Origin of the sequence: Streptomyces axinellae (assembly GCF_039532135.1) — a bacterium.
Classification (GTDB): domain Bacteria; phylum Actinomycetota; class Actinomycetes; order Streptomycetales; family Streptomycetaceae; genus Streptomyces; species Streptomyces axinellae.
The window spans coordinates 302,923-320,336 of sequence record NZ_BAAARJ010000004.1 but is presented as its reverse complement, the minus strand read 5'-3'; the positions used below and the strand labels follow the sequence as shown (position 1 = coordinate 320,336).

General features: G+C 71.4%; 17 protein-coding genes. 8 read left to right on the top strand and 9 right to left on the bottom strand.

The genetic code is table 11. The features are described from left to right. Nucleotides 1-47: 47 nt before the first annotated feature. Nucleotides 48-710, top strand: coding sequence for an endonuclease NucS (nucS, locus tag ABD339_RS07915; protein WP_344563601.1), 663 nt, complete (start codon nucleotides 48-50; stop codon nucleotides 708-710). Nucleotides 711-768: 58 nt separating this feature from the next. On the opposite strand, the gene ABD339_RS07910 is transcribed toward nucS, so the two are convergent. From ABD339_RS07910 to ABD339_RS07900, 3 genes are all read right to left on the bottom strand, one after another. Further along, complete coding sequence (locus ABD339_RS07910; RefSeq protein ID WP_344563599.1) at nucleotides 769-3,327, bottom strand: ATP-binding protein; 2,559 nt, start codon at nucleotides 3,325-3,327, stop codon at nucleotides 769-771. Between the two features lie 101 nt (nucleotides 3,328-3,428). Continuing rightward, on the bottom strand, nucleotides 3,429-3,845 hold the full coding sequence (locus tag ABD339_RS07905) for an STAS domain-containing protein (RefSeq protein ID WP_425575922.1): 417 nt from the start codon (nucleotides 3,843-3,845) through the stop codon (nucleotides 3,429-3,431). Between the two features lie 440 nt (nucleotides 3,846-4,285). Next, complete coding sequence (locus ABD339_RS07900; RefSeq protein ID WP_344563597.1) at nucleotides 4,286-5,134, bottom strand: 3-hydroxyacyl-CoA dehydrogenase family protein; 849 nt, start codon at nucleotides 5,132-5,134, stop codon at nucleotides 4,286-4,288. 441 nt (nucleotides 5,135-5,575) lie between these two features. On the opposite strand from ABD339_RS07900, the gene ABD339_RS07895 reads away from it, so the two are divergent. From ABD339_RS07895 to ABD339_RS07885, 3 genes are read left to right on the top strand one after another with little or no spacing between them, the layout of a single operon-like run. Then, a complete protein-coding gene (locus tag ABD339_RS07895) occupies nucleotides 5,576-6,148 on the top strand; it encodes a cob(I)yrinic acid a,c-diamide adenosyltransferase (protein WP_344563595.1) in 573 nt (190 codons plus the stop codon). Continuing rightward, the gene (locus ABD339_RS07890) at nucleotides 6,145-6,762 is read left to right on the top strand and encodes an HAD-IA family hydrolase (protein WP_344563593.1); all 618 of its coding nucleotides are present in this window, start codon (nucleotides 6,145-6,147) and stop codon (nucleotides 6,760-6,762) included. The genes ABD339_RS07895 and ABD339_RS07890 overlap by 4 nt, the downstream gene beginning before the upstream one ends. 33 nt (nucleotides 6,763-6,795) lie before the next feature. After that, complete coding sequence (locus ABD339_RS07885) at nucleotides 6,796-7,662, top strand: hypothetical protein (protein ID WP_344563592.1); 867 nt, start codon at nucleotides 6,796-6,798, stop codon at nucleotides 7,660-7,662. Nucleotides 7,663-7,790: 128 nt separating this feature from the next. Here the strand turns inward: ABD339_RS07885 and ABD339_RS07880 are convergent, their stop codons facing one another. Further along, a complete protein-coding gene (locus ABD339_RS07880; protein ID WP_344563590.1) occupies nucleotides 7,791-8,408 on the bottom strand; it encodes a hypothetical protein in 618 nt (205 codons plus the stop codon). A gap of 386 nt (nucleotides 8,409-8,794) precedes the next feature. Between ABD339_RS07880 and ABD339_RS07875 the strand changes: the two genes are divergently transcribed. The 4 genes from ABD339_RS07875 (at nucleotide 8,795) to ABD339_RS07860 (ending at nucleotide 12,100) form a co-directional block, all read left to right on the top strand. Continuing rightward, a complete protein-coding gene (locus ABD339_RS07875; RefSeq protein WP_344563589.1) occupies nucleotides 8,795-10,123 on the top strand; it encodes a sensor histidine kinase in 1,329 nt (442 codons plus the stop codon). After that, nucleotides 10,120-10,251 carry a hypothetical protein gene (locus tag ABD339_RS07870; RefSeq protein ID WP_344563587.1) on the top strand — a complete coding sequence of 44 codons (132 nt, stop codon included), beginning with the start codon at nucleotides 10,120-10,122 and terminating at the stop codon, nucleotides 10,249-10,251. Before ABD339_RS07875 ends, ABD339_RS07870 begins: the two co-directional genes overlap by 4 nt. Next, the gene (locus tag ABD339_RS07865) at nucleotides 10,248-10,946 is read left to right on the top strand and encodes a response regulator (protein ID WP_344563585.1); all 699 of its coding nucleotides are present in this window, start codon (nucleotides 10,248-10,250) and stop codon (nucleotides 10,944-10,946) included. Before ABD339_RS07870 ends, ABD339_RS07865 begins: the two co-directional genes overlap by 4 nt. 233 nt (nucleotides 10,947-11,179) lie before the next feature. Then, nucleotides 11,180-12,100, top strand: coding sequence for an AEC family transporter (locus tag ABD339_RS07860; RefSeq protein ID WP_344563583.1), 921 nt, complete (start codon nucleotides 11,180-11,182; stop codon nucleotides 12,098-12,100). 137 nt (nucleotides 12,101-12,237) lie between these two features. Here the strand turns inward: ABD339_RS07860 and ABD339_RS07855 are convergent, their stop codons facing one another. The 5 genes from ABD339_RS07855 to atpA all read right to left on the bottom strand — a co-directional run bounded on the left by ABD339_RS07855 (nucleotide 12,238) and on the right by atpA (nucleotide 17,337). Continuing rightward, nucleotides 12,238-12,696: a DUF2550 domain-containing protein gene (locus ABD339_RS07855; protein WP_344563581.1), complete on the bottom strand. Its 459-nt coding sequence runs from the start codon at nucleotides 12,694-12,696 to the stop codon at nucleotides 12,238-12,240. Between the two features lie 153 nt (nucleotides 12,697-12,849). Continuing rightward, entirely contained in the window at nucleotides 12,850-13,233 is a 384-nt protein-coding gene (locus ABD339_RS07850; protein ID WP_344563579.1) for a F0F1 ATP synthase subunit epsilon, read from the bottom strand. 152 nt (nucleotides 13,234-13,385) lie between these two features. Next, nucleotides 13,386-14,828, bottom strand: a complete 1,443-nt coding sequence (gene atpD, locus ABD339_RS07845; protein WP_344563577.1) for a F0F1 ATP synthase subunit beta — start codon at nucleotides 14,826-14,828, stop codon at nucleotides 13,386-13,388. 2 nt (nucleotides 14,829-14,830) lie between these two features. Then, nucleotides 14,831-15,763 (bottom strand): F0F1 ATP synthase subunit gamma, encoded by a 933-nt coding sequence (locus ABD339_RS07840; protein WP_344563575.1) that lies wholly within the window; start codon nucleotides 15,761-15,763, stop codon nucleotides 14,831-14,833. Between the two features lie 2 nt (nucleotides 15,764-15,765). After that, nucleotides 15,766-17,337: a F0F1 ATP synthase subunit alpha gene (gene atpA, locus ABD339_RS07835; RefSeq protein ID WP_344563573.1), complete on the bottom strand. Its 1,572-nt coding sequence runs from the start codon at nucleotides 17,335-17,337 to the stop codon at nucleotides 15,766-15,768. Nucleotides 17,338-17,414: the final 77 nt, after the last annotated feature.

Here is a 17,414-nt window from a genome sequence, read left to right as displayed (position 1 = left end):
AGGGGCGAATCGCGCGGAGCGCCGCGCGTCAAGTAGCGTGACCGACCATGCGTCTCGTCATCGCCCGATGCTCTGTCGACTACGCCGGCAGGCTCACCGCACACCTCCCGTCCGCCCCCCGGCTCATCCTGGTGAAGGCCGACGGATCAGTCTCCGTCCACGCCGACGACCGTGCGTACAAGCCCCTCAACTGGATGTCTCCGCCGTGCACTCTCAAAGAGGGAGACGATCAGCGCTGGACGGTGGAGAACAAGGCCGGCGAGAAGCTCATCATCACGATGGAGGAGATCCTCCACGACTCGTCGCACGAACTCGGGGTCGATCCCGGACTGATCAAGGATGGCGTGGAAGCACACCTTCAGGAGCTGCTCGCGGACCGCATGGAGACCCTGGGGGACGGCTGGACGCTGATCCGGCGCGAGTTCCCCACCGCCATCGGCCCCGTTGACATCCTGTGCCGGGACGCGGACGGCGTCACCGTCGCCATCGAGATCAAGCGGCGCGGCGAGATCGACGGTGTCGAACAGCTCACCCGCTATCTGGAGCTGCTCAACCGCGATCCCCATCTCGCGCCGGTCAAGGGCGTGTTCGCCGCGCAGGAGATCAAACCGCAGGCCCGCGTGCTGGCCACCGACCGCGGCATCGACTGCGTGACGCTGGACTACGACGCACTGCGCGGCATCGAGGACGACAAGCTCCGGCTGTTCTGAACCACCCTCCGGAGGGCCGGTCACCGTCTTCCGGCGGCTCGTCCTCCGGTGGGCGCGGCTACGCGGCCTCGCCCGGCGTTCCCTGCCCGCTCGGCGCGTCCCCGCGCCGGGTGCTGCCGGTCGGTCCGCCGCTGCCGCCCGCGTCGCCGCCCGACGGCCCGGGCGGCGGCTTCTGTGTCGTCGGCTCGTCCGTCGGCGTGGGCGTGGGGTCGGACGAGGAGGGCGGGTCCTCCGGGGTGGACGGCGGATCGTCGGGGGAAGAGGGCGGGTCGTGAGGCGAGGACGGCGGCGTGCCCGGGTCGTTCGAGGGGTCCTCCGAGGCGCTGGCGGAATCTCCGCCGCCGGGCGAACTCGGCTTCCGCGTATCGGGCTTGCTGCTCCCGGCCGGGCCCCCGCCGCCCTGGGGAGCGCGCGTGCCGGGGCCTGCCGCGGGCTGCCCCGACTGGCTTCCGGTGCCGCCGTCCTCCGGCGGGCGGTCGGCCGTGACACCGTCCTCGTCGTCGTCCTCCTGGGAGGTCGAGCGGTCGGGCCGTACCGTGTCCGGCTTGCCGTCGTCGGACGCGGCTCCCAGGGTGACGATCGTGCCGAGAACGGCGGCGAGCAGGGCACCGGCCCCTGCCGCCGCCACATTCCGCTTGCTGCTCGTGAAGGCCGACCAGCGCGAGGGGCCTCCGTGCGCCCCGCCGCGCTTCCCCGCGCCGTGACCCGCTGCTCCCTCCCCCGTGCCGCCTGAAGCGGCGACCAGCGTCTCGCCCTTCGCGGGCCGCGCGGTGGCGGCGGAGGCCACCGACGTTGTCGCTCCGGCCGGCACGGCCCCCGCCGTCACGACCCCGGTCGTCACCACCGGGGCGACCGGGGCGACCGGAGCGGAGGGCACGCCCTCGTGCGGCGTCGGGGCCACCTCTCCCGCGTTCGCCCCGCGACCGGCGTCGCGCCCCGGCGTGGCCGGGGACAGGGGCGCGGGCGCCGTCTCGGAGGCCGCCACCGACGGCGGGGGCACAGCCGCGCCGGAGGATGCCGGTGCCGGTCCTGCGGCGCGCGCGGCGCTCGTCCCGCCCGCGAGCCGGTCGGTCACCAGCGCCAGGGCCCGGCGCCCCGCGACGATGCCGCGCTGCTCCGAGAGCGTCCCGCGCAGGGCTATGGCGGCCTCCAGCTCGGCGTGGGCCCGGTGCGGGTTGCCGGTGGTCAGCGCGAGGACGCCCAACTCGTGGTGGAAGTACGCCTCTTCAGCGATCTCCCCGGAGGCCCTGGCCGACTCCTGGCCGCAGCGCAGCGCACGCTCCCAGGCGCTCCAGCGCAGCCCCGCCGCGAACACGGGTGCGGCGGTGCGGGACAGCAGCACGGCGGCGCTGGGGTTGCCGCTTCGCTGGACGCCCCGTATGGCGGCGAGGAGGGGCGCGGTCTCGATGGCGACGCGGCCCGCCGTGACCGAGGGGTGGCCCGCCCACCAGGTGTAGTGCTGGGCCGCGGAGAGTGCGTAGTCCTCCGCGCCTTCGGCGTATCCCGCCTCGGTGAGCTGCTCGGCGACTCCGGGGGCGAGCTTGAAGTGCTCCCCCTTCGGGGCGATGAGGCCGTGGGCCAGCAGGTCGGGGAGGCAGTCGTCGGCCTGCTGGTCGCCGGTGAGGGCGGGCAGGTGGGCGGGCTGCGGCAGTTCACCGTCGAGCGCGAGGGCCAGACGCAGGGTCTGAAGCCCGGATTCCGGCAGGGCGGCGGCCAGCAGGGGCGCGAGCGCGGTGTCGTCGGTCAGCGCGGGGATGACCCCGGAGCTGCCCTGGAGGCGCAGCAGCGCCCCGGCCTGTACGAAGCGCAGCGCCAGCCCTTCGGAGCCGAACCACAGGTCGCCCGCCCAGTCCGCCTCCTGGTCGGTGAGCGGGCGGTGCACGGCGTGCTCCAGCAGCTCCAGGCAGGCGGTGCGGCTCAGTCCGGCGAGGAAGACCTCCTCGATGTGGGACTCGGGCGCCGGCTGGGCCACCTCCGGGGTGGCGGCCAGCAGGAACGCGCATTCGGGCGTGGCGCGCAGCACCTCATCCAGGGCGGTGCCGCCGAACTCCAGGTCGTCCACGACCACGACGGCGCCCACGGTGCTCAGCGCCTGCCGCAGCTCGGCCTTGCCCGGCCGGTACAGGGGAGCACGGTGGACGGCGGAGAACAGCTCGTACATCAGGTCGCTGGGGGTGCGGTGGTATCCGTTCAGGCGCACGACGCCGTCGGGGGCGAGGGTGGCGACATCCTCGGCGACGGCGTCCAGCAGGGCGCTGCGCCCGGAGCCGGCCGGGCCGGTGAGCCGTACGGAGCGGCCCCGCGCGAGGAGCCTGGCGAGCCGTTCGCGCTCCTCGTCACGCTCCAGGAAGGGCGGGGGCGGCGGGGGCGAGGCGGAGGCGACGAGGTCACGGGCGCTGAAGGGGGCGGGGCGTTCGCCCGGGGAGAGCTTGACGGGGCGGTCCAGCTGTTCACCCGGCGGGCACGGCTCGACCTCGCTGCCGTCGATCGGGTTGACCGTCAGCAGGTATTCGTCAGCGACCAGCTGCACGGCCCGCGCGCGCCCCTGGCTGCCCGCGCCGTGCACGCCGCCTTGCACTCCGCCGTGCTCGTAGCGCTCACTGCCTTGTGGATCCATGGTGTCGCCCCCAGAGAACGGTGCCGCGCCTCAACAGCCGGGGCGGCGCAGCTCAAGGACCATTGTCCAGGAACCGGCGGCACGCGGTGCGGGCCCGTACGTCATGGCTTTGTGAGGATTCGGATGTCGGAATTCCGGGAACCGGACGCAACCGCTCCGGTGTCTTCCACGGGTTCCTCCGGCGCCGCGGTCTTTTCCGGCATCCTCCGGCCGGAGGGTACCGCCGCCGTTTCGATAGCGAGAATCCGGTGGAGCCGTGTGGCCATCAACAGGCGCTGCATCTGCGGGGGCACTTCACGCAGTACGAGCCTCCTGCCACAGCGTCCGGCGCGGCGGTGTGCGCCCATGATGACGCCGAGGCCCGTGGCATCCCACGAGTCCAGTTCGGCGAGGTCGAGCACGAGATCACCGTCACCCGAATCGACGGCGGCGTGCAGGACCGTTCGGGCGTCCGCCGCGCTGCGGACGTCGAGACGACCTCCGACGACCAGCTCGGCGTGGTCGCCCCTGATGTGCATATGCGCTCCTGGGTTGGTGTCCGGTGCGGTTGATCTCGGTGTCCGGTGCGTGAACTTTTACACAGTTTTTTCCATGGCTCCCCTAGCCCCCCATGGCCCGCATCGTCCCCGTGGTCCCCGCGTTTCCCACCACAACTGACTCCGGCGGCTGCGGCGAAGTTGCCGTCCGTTTCCCGACCGATACCGACTTTCACCCGGCCGGGCGAGAGCGGCGGACACAGGGGCGACGGTCGTACCGGCGGCGAGCGGAGAGGGCGGCCGGCCGGGGAGCCGGTGGACGGCGACGGGCGGACCCGGGATCGTCCCGCCGTATACACCGTCTCCCCGCGGAGCAGCAGTCGAACAGCCGGGTGCCGTGCGACCGGATGCCGAGAACTCCGCGCCGGCTCCGCGGTACTCGCCGCCCGGCGCTCGCCACCGCGTGCCCGGCACTCAACCCCTCAGTGCTCGTAGAAGCCCTGCCCGCTCTTGCGCCCCAGGTCACCCGCGTCCACCATCCGCCGCATCAGCTCGGGCGGCGCGAACTTGCCGTCCTTGGACTCGGTCCAGATGTTCTCGGCGGCGTGCAACAGGATGTCCACGCCGGTGAGGTCGGCTGTGGCCAGGGGGCCCATGGCGTGGCCGAAGCCGAGCCGGCAGGCCGTGTCGATGTCCTCGGCCGAGGCCACCCCGGATTCGTAGAGCTTGGCGGCCTCGACCACGAGTGCGGAGATGAGGCGGGTGGTGACAAAGCCCGCCACGTCACGGTTGACGACGACGCAGGTCTTGCCGACGGACTCGGCGAACTCCCGTGCGGTGGCGAGGGTTTCGTCGCTGGTCTTGTGGCCGCGCACCAGCTCGCACAGGCCCATCATGGGCACGGGCGAGAAGAAGTGTGTGCCGACGACACGTTCGGGGTGCGCGGTGGCCGCCGCGATCTTGGTGATGGGGATCGCGGAGGTGTTGGAGGCGAGGACGGTCCGCTCGTCCACGATCTTGTCGAGTGCCGCGAAGATCTCCCGCTTGACCTCGATCTTCTCGAAGACGGCCTCGACCACGAGGTCGGCACCGGCCACGGCATCCAGGTCCGTGGTGGTGGTGATGCGGGCGAGCGCGGCCTCGGCGTCGGCGGATTCCAGTTTGCCCTTGCTGACGAACTTGTCGTAGGACGCCTTGATTCCGCCGGTGCCCCGGGCGAGCGCCTCGTCCGTCACATCGCGGAGGACCACGTCCCAGCCCGCCTGTGCGGAGACCTGCGCGATTCCGGAGCCCATGAGTCCGGCCCCGATGACGGCGAGCTTCTTCGCCACGTTCTTCACCCTCACTTCGTCCCACCGGGCGGTCGCGCCCCCGCGCGTACCCGCTACGCGGTTTCCGCCGTACACACCCGTGAATAACCGTCCGTTGGGCGGACATTAGCGCTTTCAGGCAAGGCATGGGCGGCGAAGAGACACGTATCACGTCTCACATGGCGGACATCACACCGGGGGGCGCGCAGCGCGTGGGGCCGCATCACCCGGCCCTGGAAGCGTACTTGGGCAGTGCGCCCACGACCACCCCGGCCCGGCCCCCGCAGACGCCGTGCGCGTGGAGGCCGGCGCTGCCCCGGCGGGGCGCACCCGGGTTCCCGTCCCGGTACGCCCCCGCGCCCTTCTGCTGCCGCTCCGGCACTCTTCCGCGACCGGCTCGGACCCCTTCCGCGACCGGCTCGGCACCCTTCCCCGACCGGCCCGGCGGGCTACGCTCGCAGCATGGTTAACCTCACGCGGATCTACACCCGAACCGGCGACAAGGGCACCACCGCGCTCGGCGACATGAGCCGCACCGCCAAGACGGACGCCCGCATCGCGGCATACGCGGACGCCAATGAGGCCAACGCCGCGATCGGAGTGGCCCTCGCCCTCGGCGACCTCGGCGAGGAGATGCGCACGGTCTTGGTGCGCGTGCAGAACGACCTGTTCGACGTGGGTGCCGACCTGTCCACGCCGGTCGTCGAGAACCCGAAGTATCCGCCGCTGCGGGTCGAACAGAGCTACATCGACAAGCTGGAGGCGGACTGCGACCACTTCCTGGAGGACCTGGAGAAGCTCCGCTCCTTCATCCTGCCCGGCGGCACCCCCGGCGCGGCCCTGCTGCACCAGGCGTGCACAGTCGTGCGCAGGGCCGAGCGCTCCACCTGGGCCGCGCTGGAGGAGCACGGCGAGACGATGAACCCGCTGACCGCGACCTACCTCAACCGCCTCTCGGACCTGCTGTTCATCCTGGCCCGAACCGCCAACAAGGCCGTGGGCGACGTGCTGTGGGTGCCGGGGGGCGAACGGTGACGGCGGGACAGGGTGCGGCGCTGCTCATCGACCTGGGCGGCGTGCTCGTCGCGGACAAGCTGCCCGCCGCCGCTGCCAAGTGGGCCGCCCGCCTGCGCATCTCCGAGCGGGACTTCATCGCCGCCGTCTACGACGGCAACGACGAGCAGGTGCTCATCGGCCGGATGAGCAACGCCGAGTGGTGGGCGCTCGTCGGCGAGCGCCTCGGGCTGGACGAAGCGTCCGTGAGCGAGGTGCGCGCGGACCTGGCCGCCCGGCCCGAGTGGGACGAGGAGTTGCTGGCCGCCGTGGCGGGGCTGCGGGGCAGGGCCCGCACCGCGTTCGTCAGCAACGCGTGGCCGGATGCCCGGCCCAACCTCGCCGACCGGCTCGGGGCCGCCGACGCGGCCGTGCTCTCCTGCGAGGTGGGTTTCGCCAAACCGGATCCGCGCATCTACACCCACACGCTGGAGTTGCTGGGCGCCACCGCCGCCGGCTCACTGTTCGTGGACGACATGACCGCAAACGTCGAAGCCGCGCGCGAGCTGGGCATGTCGGGACATGTGCACACGGACACCGCCGGCACCCTGGCCGCCCTTGAGGCGTTCGCCGCGTCGCTGCCAGGAGGCCACTGATCAGCTCTGCGGGTGAGCGGCTAGATTTCCCCCATGTCGATACCGGGGGCCCAGCCGCAGCAGCCGTACTCGCAACTGCCGACCTCCACGGCGATGCCCGCGTACCCGTACCAGAACCCGTACGCCACCCCGCCGGGCCTGCCCGGTCCGCCCGCACCGCCCGGCCCGCCCCCCGCTCCCCCGGCCCCGCCCTCGCGCGGCGCCGGACCGCGCTGGCTGTGGGCGCTCGGCGGGGCCGTGCTCGCCTCGGTCACCTGGGCGGGGAGCCTGATGGCGACCGGCGCGCTGGACGGCAAGGGCTCCGGACCGTCGGCGTCGGAGGCCGACTTCCAGGGCTACCGCTTCCACCACGACATGTGCGAGACGGCGAAGATCAAGTCGTTCCTGGCCGAGTACGAGCTGTCCGAACCCTCGAACGACGAGCCGGACGGCTACTCCTCGCGGCAGAAGGGCCTCAACGTCAGCCAGTGCTCACGCACCCTGCTGCAACGCGGCGAGACCTCCAGCACACCCGCGACCACCTATGTGTCCACCACGGTCAGATGGCACAAACGCTCCGACCCCACCGGTGAGTTCGCCTCCGAGCAGCGCACCTGGAAGGATCAGGGCAGCGGCTCGTACAAGTACACGGTCACGCCGGTCGGGGGCTTCGGTGACGAGGCGTATCTCGTGCGCGAACAGCGCGGCTCGACGCTGGGGAGCGCGACGCTGGCCGTGCGCGCGGGGTGGCTGACGTACGAGATGCGGTGGAGCTGGTTCGCAGGCGGCCCGGACGAGAAGTTCAAGCCGCCGACCCCGGCGACCCTCGTCCGCATGCTGAAGACCGACACCCGCGCGACGCTGGCCGCCTTGAAAAAGCCGGACTCCAAACAGCCACCGACCCGCGACCCCGCCGCGTGACGGCCGGGGGGCCGTCTCGATGGCCTCGCCCAAGAAGTTCCTCCGCGCCCCGGACGGGCCCCTCGACGCCGGGGCGACCTGGTCTTTCCGTGCGGCCCGGATGACGAGCCGACGCTCGAACTCGCCGCTTACCGGAGGGACTTGGTGGACGAGGGCCGCTCGGTGTGCGGCTCGGACAAGGACCGCGCGCCCGGATCGTGCTCGTCCGCGGCGCCCTTGGCCCGCTTCGGCCAGATCGTGTAGCTCAGCGCGATGGCGATGAAGATCACGCACACCGCGCCCACCCGCGTCTGCCATTCGTGAAGCGGCGCGCTCTGGTCCGGGTCGCCCACATACCAGGCCGCGAGCTGGAGCAGCACGGCGGCGATGGCGCCGCCGCCGAGCATGCGCGCCGCCATCTTCCACTCGTGCCATGCGCGCGCCGCCCCGTAGCGCGGGGGTCCGGCCGGGCGCGGGCCGCCGCCGAGGCGGTGTGCGGCGTGCCCATCGGCCCACTTGACCATGTAGTGCCCGTAGGCGGCGGTGAAGCCCACATAGACGGCGGCCAGGCCGTGCTTCCAGTCCGGCTCGGCCCCGTTCCTCAAATCGATGGCCGTCACCACGAACAGCACGACCTCCAACAGAGGCTCGCACAACAACACGGCCGCACCCGCGCGCGGCATCCGCGCGAGATAGCGCAACGCGAGCCCTATCGCGAGCAGCACCCAGAAGGCGGCCTCGCAGATGATGATCAGCGTCACGATCACAGTGAGCGCCCTCCTGTTTTCTCCGGGAATCCGGTACGGCCGTGCGGCAGGGGCGAATCGAGCGGTATCCGGTGCGAGCGAGCCGGCCGGCGTCGGGGCGCGGTCGGCGTCGGGGCCGGGGCCAGGGCCGGGCGGCGTCGTATCGGACGAGCCCCACCAGCCTCGCCCGGGGGCGGCCCCCGCCGCCTCGTCGCGCATGACGATTCCCGGAGCCGCGCACTGCATCGAAAGGTGCAGTCGCGCCCTCCTCCGTCCGGCCGGACGGAGGACGAGTGCGGCACGGGCGGCGATCTAGTGTGGCCACGTCGTACTCCGGCCCGCCGGACGCGAGCCGCCCTGGGGCACGGGCCCGGGCCCGTGCCGGGCCTTCGCAGGAGAATGGGGCCATGACCACAGCCGCCGCAGGCGCGCCGGGCGCGCGCCGCCCCCACCGTGTCGATGTGCTGATCGCGCTCGCCGGTGCGGCGGGCGGCCTGCTGCTGTGGACGTTCGGCCTCACCAACGAGCCGCTGCTGGCCCGCGGCCCGCGCTGGCTGGCGCTCGTGCCGCTGGCGGCGATGTGCCTGGCGGTGCTCGGCCGACGTACGTGGCAGCCGTACGCGCTGGTGCTGGCCATCCTGGCGGAGGCCGCCGATCTGATGACGGGATCGCTGCTGGTGACGCTGGTGCTGTTCACGGACGTGCTGTACGCCGCCGTGCTCTACGGCTCGGCGCGGCTCTCCCGGGTGGCGCTGCGCGGCTCGGTGATCTTCGCCATCGTCGTCGCGGCGGGGCTGCTGGCGGTCTTCCAGCGGGCCGACATGCTGCTGATCGCGGGCGTCTGCGCCAGCCTCGTCCTCTTTCCCGCCTGGACCGGCCTCATCATCCGCGACCACCGGGACGAGGCGGCGGCGGAGCGGCTGCGGGCCGAACAGACCGCGCTGCTGGCCGAGATGGACCGGGTCCAGGCGATCAACGCCGAACGCTCCCGCATGGCCCGCGAACTGCACGATGTGGTCGCCAACCACCTCTCGGCGATCGCCATCCACTCCACGGCGGCGCTCTCCTTCCGGGATTCCCCGCCGGACGTCCGGGCCAAGCGGTCCGGCCCGAACGACGACGGTCCGCCCGACGGCGCGGGCGGCACGGGCGGCACGGGCGGCACGGGCGGCGATCCCACCCGGGAAGCGCTCGGCGTCATTCGCGAGAACAGCGTTCAGGGCCTCGCCGAGATGCGCCGTCTCATCGGGCTGCTGCGCGATGCCGAGGGCGTGCGGGAGCCCGTCGCCACGCCCTCCCTCGACGGGCTGGAGGCCCTGCTGGAGCGGGCTCGCGCCACCGCCGGGAGCGACCGCACCTTCACGCTGCGGGACCATCGGGCGCCGGACGGCGAACGGCTGCCCGCGCCCGTCGAACTGGCGGCCTACCGCGTCATCCAGGAGGCGGTCACCAACGCGCTCAAGCACGCCGCGCCCGGCCCCGTCACCGTCGAGCTCGACCGCGCCGACACGCTGCGCCTGAAGGTCACCAGCCCGCTGCCGGCGCGAGCCGGACGCGACAGCCCGCGCGCGCCGGGAGCGGGTGCGGGTCTCATCGGTATGCGCGAACGGGTCGAGCTGCTGCACGGGGAGTTGACGGCCGGTCCGGCGCCGGGCCCGGTCGCCGGGAAGGTGTGGGAGGTGCGGGCCGTACTCCCGGCGACGGCGGAGCCGGCCGACCGGAGCCGCCACCAATGACGCCGCTCAGGACCACCGCCGCGCACACGGAAGCGTCGGAACACCGGGCCACTCCGTGCGGCACCACATCCGCGAAGCACCAGCACCAGCACCAGCACCAGCACCAGCACCAGGAGGGCATCCGGTGACGAACTCCGGCGCCGTACACAACGGACCTGCCCGGGACCTCCGCGTCCTGGTCGCCGAGGACCAGCAGGCCGTACGCGCGGGCCTCGTCCTCATCCTCCGCAACGCGCCGGGGATCCAGGTGGTCGGCGAGGCGGGTGACGGCGAGGAGGCCGTACGGCTCGCGGGCGAACTCTGCCCCGATGTCGTGCTGATGGACATCCAGATGCCCCGTCTCGACGGGATGAGCGCCACCCGCCGCATCACCGGCGACGGCCTGGCCGATGTGCTGGTGCTGACCACCTTCGACCTGGACGAGTACGTCTTCGGGGCGCTGCGCGCCGGGGCCTCGGGCTTCCTCCTCAAGGACAGCGACGCCGCGACCGTGATCGAGGCGGTGCGTACGGTCGCCCGGGGCCAGGGCATGATCGCCCCCGCCGTCACCCGCCGCCTGATCGCCGAGTTCGCCTCGGGCGCCCCTGGTTCCGCACACGCTCCCGTCGAGGCGCCGCCCGGCCTCGGCGACCTGACGCGCCGGGAGCGCGAAGTGCTCGGCTGCCTGGGCGAGGGCCTGTCGAACGCCGACGTCGCCCGCCGCCTCAGCATGGCGGAGGCCACCGTCAAGACCCACGTCAGCAGGCTGCTCGCCAAGCTGGGGCTGCGCAGCAGGACCCAGGCGGCCGTGCTGGCCCAGGAGTTGGGCATCCCCGCTCCCTGACCGACGCCCGAGCGGCTCCGCTTCCCCCTCTCTCCCTGCGCCTCCCCCTCTCCCTCTCCGCTCCCCTTCTCTCTCCCCGGCTCTGCCTCCGCCTGGAACCGGCCCCGACGAACCGGCCCCAATTCACCACAACCCGGCCTTGACCAGGCAACATCCCGGGCCCCCTGCCACCTCGCCCGCCCCCGTGCGGACAATTGAGCGAGTCTCGTACACCGCACAGGGGGAGGTCAGCCGTGTCCGGCGTGATCACCGGCTTCGCCGTCATCGCCGTCGTCATCGGCACCGGCTACGTCCTCGGCCGCTACCGCTTGCTGGGCGACAACGGCCGCGAGGTCCTGACGAAGCTGGCCTTCCATGTCGCCAGCCCCGCGCTGATGTTCGAGACCCTGGCGCACGCCGACCTGTCGCTCCTGGTCTCCGCACCCCTGGCCATCACCGCACTGTGCACCTTCGCCATGGCCGGCCTCTACGCCGCGGTGGGCGCGATCCGCCGCTGGCCTCTGGGACAGACGACCGTGGGCGCGCTGTGCGCCAGCTATGTGAACGCGGGCAACCTCGGCATCCCCATCGCCGCCTATGTGCTGGGCGACGCCTCGCTCGTCGCCCCGGTGCTGCTGTTCCAACTGCTGGTGATGACGCCCATCGGGCTGACCGTCCTCGACGCCTCGGCCTCCAGCGGCGGCGACAGCGTGCTGCGCCGTATCACCAGCCCCTTCCGCAACCCGATCGTGCTGGGCTCCCTCAGCGGGGTGGCCGTAGCGGTGACCGGCCGCGAACTGCCGGACCCCGTCATGGAGCCCTTCCAGCTGATCGGCGCGATGTCGGTGCCGGCGGTGCTGCTCGCGTTCGGCATATCGCTGTACGGGAGCACGCTGCCGGGACGCGGCAGTGACCGGGGGCCGATGCTGCTGTCGGTCGCGCTCAAGGCCGCGGGCCAGCCGGCCACCGCGTGGCTGCTGGGGACGGCCTTGTTCGGGCTGCACGGCAGGGAGCTGTTCGCGGTGGTCGTCACCGCGGCACTGCCCTCGGCCCAGAACCTGTTCACCTACGCCAGCCGCTACAACGTGGCCACCCGCCTGGCCCGGGAGTCCATCCTGCTCTCGACGATCCTCGCGGTGCCCGTACTCGTGGTGATCGCGGCACTCCTCGGCTGAGCGCCGGGCGCCGCCCGCCATGCGCCATCCGCCGGGGGCCGTCCGCCAGCCGCCGGACGAGGCGGACGCCAGCCGCCGGGCCGAGAGCGTCCTGGCAACGGCGAGGAACAACCCGGATCGGGCGGGCTGCGGGCCGCTCAGGCCACGTTCACGCGCTGCCCCGGCGGCGCCGCCTCCAGCCAGGCCAGGAAGCCCGTCAGCGCGTCCTCGCTGAGCGCCAGCTCCACCCGCGTCCGCTCGGTCCCCACCGCGCACGCCAGCACGATGGCGTCCGACAACAGCGCCTGCTCCTCCTCGCCACGAGGCGACCTGCGCTCCAGAACGTCAATGGCCCCGCGCACAAGATGGCGGCGGGGCCTGGGGGCATAGGAGAAGACGCGGAACCACTCGATCCGGTCACCGTTGTAGCGGGCGATTCCATAGGCCCACCCTTTGCCGGAAGGTTCCTCCGCCTCCTGCTGGGACACCTCCCAGCGCAGGTTGCAGTCGAACGTACCTCCGGAGCGCTGGATGAGCCGCCTGCGTACCCCGAAGGCGAAGAGTCCCGCCAACACCAGCAGGACGACCGCGCCGCACAGCAACAGAGCGAGGACCATCTTCACCGACCTCCTCGCTTACTCCGAGACCCCGAACCTCGCGGGTCACTCCAACCGCTTCTGTATGGCGTCAGCCGCGGACGGCCCCGGAGAATTCCGGAACCACCCGCGGCTGAGTGTCATCGTGACGCGACAGTTATGCCGCGGCAAATGTCAGCGAACGGCCGTCACCGCTCGCAACCGGACATCGGCGCGCAGCTCCGCGTCGGCGTCCGCCTGGGACTTGGCCTGCTCCAGCGCGCGCTCCGCCCGCTCGACATCGATCTCGTCGGTCAGCTCCGCGATCTCGGCCAGCAAGGAGAGCTGGTTCTCGGCGAAGGAGATGAAGCCGCCGTGCACGGCGGCGACGACGGTGCCATCGCCGCTCTCACCTGTCGTACGGATGGTGACGGGGCCGGACTCCAGCACACCGAGCAGCGGCTGGTGGCCGGGCATGACGCCGATATCACCCGAGGAGGTGCGCGCGACGACCAGGCTGGCCTTGCCCGACCAGACCTTGCGGTCGGCGGCGACCAACTCGACGTGCAGCTCAGCCACTGTGGCTCCTCAGACTGGGATGGGGAAAGGATAAGGGGTGCGGCGCGGGGGCAGGTACGCATACCCGCCCCCGCTGCGGAGCACTGCCCGCGCACGACCGCACACAACGGCGCGCTGAGGCGCGCGGATGCACGGCCGTGCGCGGAGGGGAGTCAGGAGACGCCCAGCTCCTTCGCCTTGGCCTTGAGGTCGTCAAGACCACCGCACATGAAGAACGCCTGCTCCGGGAAGTGGTCGTACTCACCATCGGCGATCGCGTTGAAGGCCGTGATCGACTCGTCCAGCGGAACGTCGGATCCGTCGAGGCCGGTGAACTGCTTCGCCGCGTGGGTGTTCTGCGACAGGAAGCGCTCGATGCGGCGCGCACGGCTGACGGTGAGCTTGTCCTCCTCGGACAGCTCGTCGATACCGAGGATGGAGATGATGTCCTGGAGGTCCTTGTACTTCTGCAGGACCCCCTTGACCCGCTCGGCACAGTCGTAGTGCGCCTGCGAGACGAAGCGGGGGTCCAGGATCCGGGACGTCGAATCCAGCGGGTCCACCGCCGGGTAGATGCCCTTCTCCGAGATCGGCCGGGACAGGGTCGTGGTCGCGTCGAGGTGCGCGAACACGTTGGCCGGGGCCGGGTCGGTGAGGTCGTCCGCGGGCACGTAGATCGCCTGCATCGAGGTGATCGAGTTACCGCGGGTCGAGGTGATGCGCTCCTGGAGCACACCCATCTCGTCCGCCAGGTTCGGCTGGTAGCCCACCGCGGAGGGCATCCGGCCGAGCAGCGTGGAGACCTCGGAGCCGGCCTGGGTGAACCGGAAGATGTTGTCGATGAAGAACAGCACGTCCTGGTTCTGCACATCGCGGAAGTACTCCGCCATGGTCAGACCGGCCAGCGCGACCCGCAGACGGGTGCCCGGCGGCTCGTCCATCTGACCGAAGACCAGCGCGGTCTGCGGCAGCACGCCGGACTCGGCCATCTCCTCGATCAGGTCGTTGCCCTCACGGGTGCGCTCGCCGACCCCGGCGAACACGGAAACGCCCTCGTGCAGCTTGGCCACACGCATGATCATTTCCTGGATGAGCACCGTCTTGCCGACGCCGGCGCCGCCGAACAGGCCGATCTTGCCGCCCTTGACGTACGGGGTCAGCAGGTCGACGACCTTCAGGCCGGTCTCGAACATCTCGGTCTTGGACTCAAGCTGGTCGAAGGCGGGGGCCTTGCGGTGGATGGACCACCGCTCGGTGATCTCCGACTCGGCCTCCGGCTCGTTCAGGATCTTGCCCAGGGTGTTGAACACCCGGCCCTTGGTGACGTCGCCGACCGGCACGGTGATGCTCTCGCCGGTGTCGGTCACCACGGCCTGGCGGACCAGGCCGTCGGTGGGCTCCATGGAGATCGCCTTGACGAGGCCCTCGCCCAGGTGCTGCGCGACCTCCAGCGTCAGGGTCTTCTTCTTGCCCTCTTCCGCCGGGTCGGCGACCTCGACGTGCAGGGCGTTGTAGATCTCCGGCATGGCATCGACGGGGAATTCCACGTCGACGACCGGGCCGATGACCCGGGCTACGCGGCCCGTCGCAGCGGCCGTCTCAACTGTGGTGGTCATGGTTAGCGGTCACTCCCCGCGTTAGCGTCAGCCAGCGCGCTCGCCCCACCGACGATCTCGCTGATTTCCTGGGTGATGTCGGCCTGGCGGGCCGCGTTGGCAAGCCGCGTCAGCGACTTGATCAGATCTTCCGCGTTGTCGGTCGCCGACTTCATCGCCCGGCGCGTGGCGGCGTGCTTGGAGGCCGCCGCCTGGAGCAGGGCGTTGTAGATCCGCGATTCGACATAGCGCGGCAGCAGCGCGTCCAGCACGTCCTCGGCCGACGGCTCGAAGTCGTACAGCGGCATGACGGCGGAGCCGGGCTTGGCCGTCTCCGCGTCCGCCGCCTGGGCGTCCGTCCCGAGGTGCAGCGGCAGCATCCGGTTGTCCACCGGGGTCTGCGTGATCATCGAGATGAACTCGGTGTAGACGATGTGCAGCTCATCCACACCGCCCTCGCCGGTCTCCGCCGTGATCGCCTCGATCAGCGGCGCGGCGACGGCCTTGGCGTCCGCGTAGGTCGGGTTGTCCGTGAAGCCGGACCACGACTTCTCGACCTGCCGGCCGCGGAAGCCGTAGTAGGACACGCCCTTGGTGCCGACGATGAAGCTGACGACTTCCTTGCCCTCGCCGGCCAGCCGCTTGTTGAGCCGCTCGGCCGCCTTGATGGCGTTGGAGTTGTAGCCGCCCGCGAGACCCCGGTCGCTCGTGATGAGCAGCACGGCAGCCCGCGTGGGACGCTCCGCCTCGGTGGTCAGCGGGTGCTTGGCATCGGACCCCTGTGCGACGGCGGTGACCGCGCGGGTCAGCTCCGTCGCGTACGGCTCGGAGGCCGCCACCCTGCGCTGCGCCTTGACGATGCGCGAGGCGGCGATCATCTCCATCGCCCGGGTGATCTTCTTGGTCGCAGTGACGGACTTGATCCGCCGCTTGTAGACCCTGAGCTGGGCACCCATGCTCAGTCCTCGCCCAGGAGCTTGCCGTCCGAGGTCTCGAACTGGGTCTTGAACGCGTCCACCGCGTCGCCGAGGGTCTGGATGGTGTCGTCCGACATCTTCGCGCCCTCGCGGATGCTGGTCAGCAGCCCCTGGTGCTCCCGGTGCATGTAGTCCAGCAGCTCACGCTCGAAGCGGCGGATGTCCTCGACCGGCACGTCGTCCATCTTGCCGTTCGTACCGGACCACACGGACACGACCTGGTCCTCGGTGGCGAACGGCGCGTACTGCGACTGCTTGAGCAGCTCGACCATCCGCTTGCCGCGCTCCAGCGCGCCCTTGGAGGCGTCGTCGAGGTCGGAGCCGAAGGCGGCGAACGCCTCCAGCTCGCGGTACTGGGCCAGGTCCACCCGGAGCGAGCCGGTGATCTGCCGGATCGCCTTGTGCTGGGCCGAGCCGCCGACCCGGGAGACGGAGATACCGACGTTCAGCGCCGGGCGCTGGCCCGCGTTGAACAGGTCCGATTCCAAGAAGCACTGGCCGTCGGTGATGGAGATGACGTTGGTCGGAATGAACGCCGACACGTCGTTCGCCTTGGTCTCGACGATCGGCAGACCCGTCATCGAGCCCTTGCCCATGTCGTCGGAGAGCTTGGCGCAGCGCTCCAGCAGCCGGGAGTGCAGGTAGAAGACGTCGCCCGGGTACGCCTCACGGCCCGGCGGGCGGCGCAGCAGCAGGGAGACGGCGCGGTAGGCGTCGGCCTGCTTGGTGAGGTCGTCGAAGACGATCAGGACGTGCTGCCCCTGGTACATCCAGTGCTGGCCGATGGCCGAGCCGGTGTAGGGGGCGATGTACTTGAAGCCGGCCGGGTCGGACGCCGGGGCCGCCACGATGGTGGTGTACTCCAGCGCGCCCGCCTCCTCCAGCGCGCCGCGCACGGACGCGATGGTGGAGCCCTTCTGGCCGACGGCGACGTAGATGCAGCGGACCTGCTTTTCGGGGTCACCGGAGCGCCAGTTGTCGCGCTGGTTGATGATCGTGTCCACGCACATCGCGGTCTTGCCGGTCTGGCGGTCACCGATGACGAGCTGCCGCTGGCCGCGGCCGATCGGGGTCATGGTGTCCACAGCCTTGTAGCCCGTCTCCATCGGCTCATGGACGGACTTGCGCTGCATGACCGTGGGCGCCTGGAGCTCCAGGGCACGGCGGCCTTCGGCCTCGATCTCGCCGAGCCCGTCGATCGGGGCGCCCAGCGGGTCCACGACACGGCCGAGGTAGCCGTCGCCGACCGGGGCCGACAGGACCTCGCCGGTACGGTGCACCGGCTGGCCCTCTTCGATGCCGCTGAACTCACCGAGGACGACGGCACCGATCTCGCGCTCCTCGAGGTTGAGGGCGAGGCCGAGGGTGCCGTCCTCGAACTTCAGCAGCTCGTTCGCCATGACCGAGGGCAGCCCCTCGACCTTCGCGATGCCATCGCTGGCAGCGCTGACCGTACCGACCTCTTCGCGCGAGGCCGCGTCCGGCGTGTACGACTGGACAAAGTTCTCCAGCGCGTCCCGGATCTCATCCGGCCGGATCGTGAGCTCCGCCATCTGGGTTCCCTGCTCTCCTTGTTGGGCCCGTAAGTTCCTTCGGGCTCCGGGGGGCGTCTTCTCCCCCGTCATCCCTT

What these genes read in the sequence shown, in the direction of transcription:
- ABD339_RS07905 (WP_425575922.1), bottom strand. Translation starts at nt 3,845, where the DNA reads ATGCACATCAGGGGCGACCACGCCGAGCTGGTCGTCGGAGGTCGTCTC.
- ABD339_RS07870 (WP_344563587.1), top strand. Translation starts at nt 10,120, where the DNA reads ATGACGCCGCTCAGGACCACCGCCGCGCACACGGAAGCGTCGGAACAC.
- ABD339_RS07875 (WP_344563589.1), top strand. Translation starts at nt 8,795, where the DNA reads ATGACCACAGCCGCCGCAGGCGCGCCGGGCGCGCGCCGCCCCCACCGT.
- atpA (WP_344563573.1), bottom strand. Translation starts at nt 17,337, where the DNA reads ATGGCGGAGCTCACGATCCGGCCGGATGAGATCCGGGACGCGCTGGAG.
- ABD339_RS07895 (WP_344563595.1), top strand. Translation starts at nt 5,576, where the DNA reads ATGGTTAACCTCACGCGGATCTACACCCGAACCGGCGACAAGGGCACC.
- atpD (WP_344563577.1), bottom strand. Translation starts at nt 14,828, where the DNA reads ATGACCACCACAGTTGAGACGGCCGCTGCGACGGGCCGCGTAGCCCGG.
- nucS (WP_344563601.1), top strand. Translation starts at nt 48, where the DNA reads ATGCGTCTCGTCATCGCCCGATGCTCTGTCGACTACGCCGGCAGGCTC.
- ABD339_RS07885 (WP_344563592.1), top strand. Translation starts at nt 6,796, where the DNA reads ATGTCGATACCGGGGGCCCAGCCGCAGCAGCCGTACTCGCAACTGCCG.
- ABD339_RS07855 (WP_344563581.1), bottom strand. Translation starts at nt 12,696, where the DNA reads ATGGTCCTCGCTCTGTTGCTGTGCGGCGCGGTCGTCCTGCTGGTGTTG.
- ABD339_RS07910 (WP_344563599.1), bottom strand. Translation starts at nt 3,327, where the DNA reads ATGGATCCACAAGGCAGTGAGCGCTACGAGCACGGCGGAGTGCAAGGC.
- ABD339_RS07840 (WP_344563575.1), bottom strand. Translation starts at nt 15,763, where the DNA reads ATGGGTGCCCAGCTCAGGGTCTACAAGCGGCGGATCAAGTCCGTCACT.